This window comes from Escherichia sp. MOD1-EC6098, from assembly GCF_002965865.1.
Classification (GTDB): Bacteria; Pseudomonadota; Gammaproteobacteria; order Enterobacterales; family Enterobacteriaceae; genus Escherichia; species Escherichia marmotae.
In genome coordinates this window covers 339927-346628 of record NZ_PTSN01000002.1, presented here as the reverse complement: position 1 = coordinate 346628, position 6702 = coordinate 339927, and the positions used below count along the sequence as shown (strand labels likewise).

The 6702-nt window shown below is 51.8% G+C and carries 5 protein-coding genes and 1 pseudogene; 4 read left to right on the top strand and 2 right to left on the bottom strand.

Annotation, left to right across the window (positions count from 1 at the left end; all coding sequences use genetic code 11):
- Positions 1–565, bottom strand: a 565-nt coding sequence (gene msrP, locus C0K55_RS04490) for a protein-methionine-sulfoxide reductase catalytic subunit MsrP (protein ID WP_105283414.1), incomplete at its 3' end; no start/stop codon positions are given.
- 97 nt (positions 566–662) lie between these two features.
- A complete protein-coding gene (gene acuI / locus C0K55_RS04485; RefSeq protein WP_001148445.1) occupies positions 663–1637 on the bottom strand; it encodes an acrylyl-CoA reductase (NADPH) in 975 nt (324 codons plus the stop codon).
- Between the two features lie 151 nt (positions 1638–1788).
- On the opposite strand from acuI, the pseudogene csrD reads away from it, so the two are divergent.
- The 4 genes and pseudogenes from csrD (at position 1789) to mreD (ending at position 6701) form a co-directional block, all read left to right on the top strand.
- Positions 1789–3729, top strand: a pseudogene (csrD, locus tag C0K55_RS04480) (RNase E specificity factor CsrD).
- A gap of 304 nt (positions 3730–4033) precedes the next feature.
- On the top strand, positions 4034–5077 hold the full coding sequence (gene mreB / locus C0K55_RS04465) for a rod shape-determining protein MreB (RefSeq protein ID WP_000913396.1): 1044 nt from the start codon (positions 4034–4036) through the stop codon (positions 5075–5077).
- Between the two features lie 65 nt (positions 5078–5142).
- Positions 5143–6213 carry a rod shape-determining protein MreC gene (mreC, locus tag C0K55_RS04460; protein ID WP_000802529.1) on the top strand — a complete coding sequence of 357 codons (1071 nt, stop codon included), beginning with the start codon at positions 5143–5145 and terminating at the stop codon, positions 6211–6213.
- On the top strand, positions 6213–6701 hold the full coding sequence (gene mreD, locus C0K55_RS04455; RefSeq protein ID WP_000135266.1) for a rod shape-determining protein MreD: 489 nt from the start codon (positions 6213–6215) through the stop codon (positions 6699–6701). Before mreC ends, mreD begins: the two co-directional genes overlap by 1 nt.
- Position 6702 lies beyond the last annotated feature (1 nt).

Genomic DNA, 6702 nt, shown 5'->3' with positions numbered 1-6702 from the left:
GCATCTGTTCCGGCGCATAAATGGTTTCGAAGGCGACGTATTTCGCGTTACTGGTCGGTTCTGCCAGTGCCAGCAATTTGTGCAGCGGAAAACCAATCCACGGCACCACCATCGACCATGCTTCTACGCAACGCATACGATAAATCCGCTCTTCCAGCGGGAAACGACGGGTCAGTGCATCATGATCGAGGGTTAACGGTTTAGCGACTTCACCGCTGATTTTCAACGTCCACGGATCAGTTTTCAGACTGCCGGCATTTGCCGCTGGATCGGCTTTATCCAGTCCGAACTCATAGAAGTTGTTATAGCCGGAAACTTTATCTTCCGGCGTCAGTGGCAGGTTATTTTGCCAGGCGGCAGGCCTGCTGAATTCTAATGGCTTTCCGGCTGGTGCGGGCGGGCGATCGTTACCCTTAAACCAGCTAAGCAGGTCGGCATGAGTAGTGGTTGGTAGAGAAAGTGCAGCAGCGCTGATGCCTAACGTTTTCAGAATCTGCCGACGTTGCATAAAAAAAGCCGATTCGGCAGTGACATCGGCTTCTGTAAGTTGGCGAATTTTTTTCATAACAGACTCCCGGTATGCTCCTGATTACTATGGCAGGGAGAATGTCAAAGTGCTGCTAAAATTCGTTAACGATATGTAAATTATTTTGTGCGAAATCTTAGCTTATTTTTACCAATGTGCGCCCTTGCACCTGGTTATTAATAATGGCTTCAGCAAACTTCGGAGCGTCTGCCAGCGAAATTTCTTTTGCTGCCTGCGAATAGAATGATTCCGGTAGATCTGCGACCAGACGCTGCCAGGCTTGCGCGCGGCGTTCTGGTGGCGTCATGACTGAATCCACCCCTTGTAAACGGACATTACGCAGAATGAACGGCATTACCGTGGTTGGCAGGGCAAAGCCACCCGCCAGACCACAGGCTGCCACACAGCCACCGTAGTTCATTTGTGCCAGTACTTTCGCCAGCACTTTGTCGCCAACAGTATCAATCGCGCCAGCCCAAAGCTGTTTTTCCAGTGGACGGGATTCAGCAAACTCATCGCGCGGCAAAATACGGCTGGCACCTAACCTTTTCAGGTATTCATGGGTACTTTCACGACCAGAAACGGCAACGACCTGATAACCCAACTTATGCAACAGTGCTACGGCCGTACTGCCGACGCCGCCGCTGGCGCCCGTAACGACAATTTCGCCATCCTGCGGATGAATACCGGCATCTTCCAGCGCCATTACGCACAGCATGGCGGTAAACCCGGCAGTACCGATAACCATCGCTTTACGCGCGTCCAGACCTTGCGGCATGGCAACCAGCCAGTCACCTTTCACGCGCGCCTGCTGTGCCAGCCCGCCCCAGTGGTTTTCACCAACGCCCCAACCGGTGAGTAACACTTCCTGACCGGCATGAAAACGAGGATCTTCACTGGCGCGTACGATTCCTGCGAAGTCTATGCCAGGAATCATCGGAAAATTGCGGATGATTTTTCCTTTACCGGTAATCGCCAGCGCATCTTTATAATTCAGGCTCGACCAGTGGACATCGACCGTCACATCGCCTTCCGGCAGGCGACTTGCGTCCAGAGTCTGTACAGATGCGAGGGTTTTGCCGTCCTGCTGTTCTAAAAGTAACGCCTGCATAAGAGGTCCTCATGTGCATGATGGATTGGAAAATAATTTCTGAAGACTATACTCGCTAATGGAAAAGCAAAGCCGATGAAGCGCAATAAATTGCGAGATAAATCTGATTTGCTGGTATGCCCGCGTCCTCACTATCGGAGTTAACACAAGGATGAGATTAACGACGAAATTTTCGGCCTTTGTCACGCTGCTCACCGGGTTAACAATTTTTGTGACTCTGCTGGGCTGCTCGCTTAGTTTCTACAACGCCATTCAGTATAAGTTTAGTCATCGTGTTCAGGCAGTGGCGACGGCGATCGATACCCATCTTGTGTCGAATGACTTCAGCACATTGAGGCCACAAATCAGCGAACTGATGATGTCGGCGGATATCGTTCGCGTGGATCTTTTGCACGATAAAAAACAGGTTTATACCCAGTCCCGCAATGGCAGCTACCGTCCGGTTGGTACTAGCGATCTGTTTCGCGAGCTGACTGTACCGTTGATTAAACATCCGGGGATGTCTCTGCATTTGGTGTATCAGGACCCGATGGGCAACTATTTCCACTCGCTGATGACCACTGCACCGCTCACTGGTGCGATTGGATTTATCATTATTATGCTCTTCCTGGCTGTACGCTGGTTGCAACGGCAACTTGCCGGGCAAGAACTGCTGGAAACCCGCGCCACTCGTATCTTAAACGGTGAGCGCGGCACGAATGTGCTGGGCACCATCTATGAATGGCCGCCAGGGGCCAGCAGTGCACTGGATACGCTGCTTTGCGAAATTCAGAATGCGCGCGAACAGCACAGTCGTCTCGATACGCTGATTCGTTCCTATGCTGCGCAGGATATTAAAACTGGCCTCAATAACCGCCTCTTTTTCGACAACCAACTGGCAACGTTACTGGAAGATCAGGAGAAAGTAGGGACTCACGGGATCGTGATGATGATCCGCCTGCCGGATTTCAATATGTTGAGCGACACCTGGGGGCACAGTCAGGTTGAAGAACAACTCTTTACCCTGACAAATTTGTTATCGACATTTATGATGCGCTATCCGGGGTCGCTGCTGGCACGTTATCACCGTAGCGATTTTGCCGTGCTGTTGCCACACCGGACATTAAAAGAGGCGGAGAGCATTGCCGGGCAATTGATCAAGGCGGTTGATACCTTACCGAGTAATAAAATGCTCGATCGTGATGATATGATTCACATCGGCATCTGTGCCTGGCGTAGTGGGCAGGATACCGAACAGGTGATGGAACATGCTGAATCCGCTACGCGCAATGCGGGATTACAAGGCGGCAACAGTTGGGCCATTTACGATGACTCGTTACCTGAAAAAGGGCGCGGTAACGTTCGTTGGCGTACGCTCATTGAGCAAATGCTTAGCCGCGGCGGCCCGCGTCTTTATCAGAAACCGGCGGTTACCCGTGAGGGGCAGGTTCATCACCGCGAGCTGATGTGCCGCATCTTTGATGGTAATGAAGAGGTCAGCTCGGCGGAATATATGCCGATGGTGTTGCAGTTTGGCTTATCGGAAGAGTATGACCGCCTGTAAGTCAGTCGCCTCATCCCGCTGCTACGCTATTGGCCGCAAGAAAATCTGGCGATTCAGGTCACCGTTGAGTCGTTGATTCGTCCACGTTTCCAGCGTTGGCTACGCGATACGTTGATGCAATGTGAAAAATCGCAACGAAAACGCATAATTATTGAACTTTCAGAGGCTGATGTTGGTCAACATATCGGTCGCTTGCAACCTGTTATTCGTTTAGTGAATGCTTTAGGGGTTCGGGTCGCCGTCAACCAGGCCGGATTGACGCTGGTAAGTACCCGTTGGATCAAAGAACTTAATGTTGAATTACTCAAGCTCCATCCGGGGCTGGTAAGAAACATTGAGAAGCGAACAGAGAATCAATTGTTGGTTCAGAGCATGGTAGAAGCGTGTTCCGGGACCAACACTCAGGTTTACGCTACGGGCGTACGTTCGCGAAGCGAGTGGCAGACCCTGATTCAGCGCGGGGTTTTAGGTGGACAGGGGGATTTTTTCGCGTCCTCACAGCCACTTGATACTAACGTGAAAAAATATTCACAAAGATACTCGGTTTAACCTGCCGTTTGATCCGTTTTCACGTAGAATAATGCGCGCTGCGTTTCACGGGAGCGTGCTTGTCTGTTCGCCAGATTGTTGCAGCACATATGCAGATGAATGACCTTACGCAGTTGCAAACAGGCGAGGAATGCTACTGATGCATTTAGCCTCTCTGGACTCAGGTAGAGATTTGTAACAAAGGAAACAAACTGCACTAATTTTCACCGCAGCAGATGATTTTTGCGCCTTGTCGCTGCTGCGTGTGGTTGGTAAAGTAAGCGGATTTTCTTTTCCGCCCCAGCTTTCAGGATTATCCCTTAGTATGTTGAAAAAATTTCGTGGCATGTTTTCCAATGACTTGTCCATTGACCTGGGTACTGCGAATACCCTTATTTATGTAAAAGGACAAGGCATCGTATTGAATGAGCCTTCCGTGGTGGCCATTCGTCAGGATCGTGCCGGTTCACCGAAAAGCGTAGCTGCAGTAGGTCATGACGCGAAGCAGATGCTGGGCCGCACGCCGGGCAATATCGCTGCCATTCGCCCAATGAAAGATGGCGTTATCGCTGACTTCTTTGTGACTGAAAAGATGCTCCAGCACTTTATCAAACAAGTGCACAGCAACAGCTTTATGCGTCCAAGCCCGCGTGTTCTGGTTTGTGTGCCGGTTGGTGCTACCCAGGTTGAGCGCCGTGCTATTCGTGAATCCGCGCAGGGCGCAGGTGCCCGCGAAGTCTTCCTGATTGAAGAACCGATGGCCGCAGCAATCGGTGCAGGCTTGCCGGTATCTGAAGCAACCGGTTCAATGGTGGTTGATATCGGTGGCGGTACTACTGAAGTTGCCGTTATTTCTCTGAACGGCGTGGTTTACTCCTCTTCTGTACGTATCGGTGGTGACCGCTTCGACGAAGCGATCATCAACTACGTTCGCCGTAACTATGGCTCTTTGATCGGTGAAGCGACCGCAGAACGTATCAAACACGAAATCGGTTCTGCTTATCCGGGCGATGAAGTCCGTGAAATCGAAGTTCGTGGCCGTAACCTGGCAGAAGGTGTGCCACGCGGCTTTACGTTGAACTCCAACGAAATCCTTGAAGCGCTGCAAGAGCCGCTGACCGGCATCGTTAGCGCGGTGATGGTTGCGCTGGAACAGTGTCCGCCGGAACTCGCTTCCGACATCTCCGAGCGCGGAATGGTGCTCACTGGCGGTGGTGCGTTGCTGCGTAACCTTGACCGTTTGTTAATGGAAGAAACCGGCATTCCAGTTGTTGTTGCTGAAGACCCGCTGACCTGTGTGGCGCGTGGTGGCGGCAAGGCGCTGGAAATGATCGACATGCACGGCGGCGACCTGTTCAGCGAAGAGTAATCGGATGCAGGCAGGGGAAGCGTCTGTTTACCCTGCCTGATCTGATACGAGAATACGCATAACTTATGAAGCCAATTTTTAGCCGTGGCCCGTCGCTACAGATTCGCCTTATTCTGGCGGTGCTGGTGGCGCTCGGCGTTATTATTGCCGACAGTCGCCTGGGGACGTTTAGTCAAATCCGTACTTATATGGATACCGCCGTCAGTCCTTTCTACTTTATTTCTAATGCTCCTCGAGAATTGCTGGATGGCGTATCGCAGACGCTGGCCTCGCGCGATCAACTAGAACTTGAAAACCGGGCGTTACGTCAAGAACTGCTGTTGAAAAACAGCGAGCTGCTGATGCTTGGACAATACAAACAGGAGAACGCGCGTCTGCGCGAGCTGCTGGGTTCTCCGCTGCGTCAGGATGAGCAGAAGATGGTGACCCAGGTTATCTCTACGGTTAACGATCCGTACAGCGATCAGGTTGTTATCGACAAAGGCAGCGTTAACGGGGTTTATGAAGGTCAGCCGGTCATCAGCGATAAAGGTGTTGTTGGTCAGGTGGTAGCGGTCGCAAAACTGACCAGCCGCGTGCTGCTGATCTGTGACGCGACCCATGCGCTGCCAATTCAGGTACTTCGTAACGATATCCGCGTAATTGCAGCGGGTAACGGTTGTACTGATGATTTACAACTTGAGCATCTGCCAGCGAATACTGATATTCGTGTTGGTGATGTATTGGTGACATCTGGTCTTGGTGGTCGTTTCCCGGAAGGTTATCCGGTGGCGGTCGTCTCTTCCGTGAAGCTCGATACCCAGCGCGCTTATACCGTGATTCAGGCTCGTCCGACTGCGGGTCTGCAACGTTTGCGTTATCTGTTGCTGCTGTGGGGCGCGGATCGTAACGGCGCTAATCCAATGACGCCGGAAGAAGTGCATCGCGTTGCTAATGAACGCCTGATGCAAATGATGCCGCAGGTGTTGCCTTCGCCAGATGCAATGGGACCAAAACTTCCGGAACCGGCAACGGGAATTACCCAGCCAGATCCGCAGCAACCAGCAACGGGTACTGCCACTAACCGCTCTCCACAAGGGGTTACGCCGCCGCAAAGTGGTGCTCAACCGCCTGCACGTGCGCCGGGAGGGCAATAGTGGCGAGATATCGTAGCCAGGGACGCTGGGTTATCTGGCTCTCTTTCCTCATCGCGTTGTTACTACAAATTATGCCCTGGCCGGATAACCTCATCGTTTTCCGGCCAAACTGGGTATTACTCATTTTATTGTATTGGATCCTGGCCTTGCCCCATCGCGTAAATGTGGGCACAGGTTTTGTGATGGGTGCCATACTGGATCTGATCAGCGGTTCTACGCTCGGTGTACGGGCGTTGTCGATGAGTATCATTGCTTATCTGGTAGCGCTGAAATTCCAGCTTTTCCGCAACCTGGCATTATGGCAGCAGGCGCTGGTCGTCATGTTGCTTTCGCTGGTAGTGGATATTATTGTTTTCTGGTCAGAGTTTTTGGTGATCAACGTCTCTTTCAGACCCGAAGTGTTCTGGAGTAGTGTAGTCAATGGTGTGCTCTGGCCGTGGATTTTCTTGCTGATGCGCAAAATCCGTCAGCAGTTTGCAGTGCAATAAA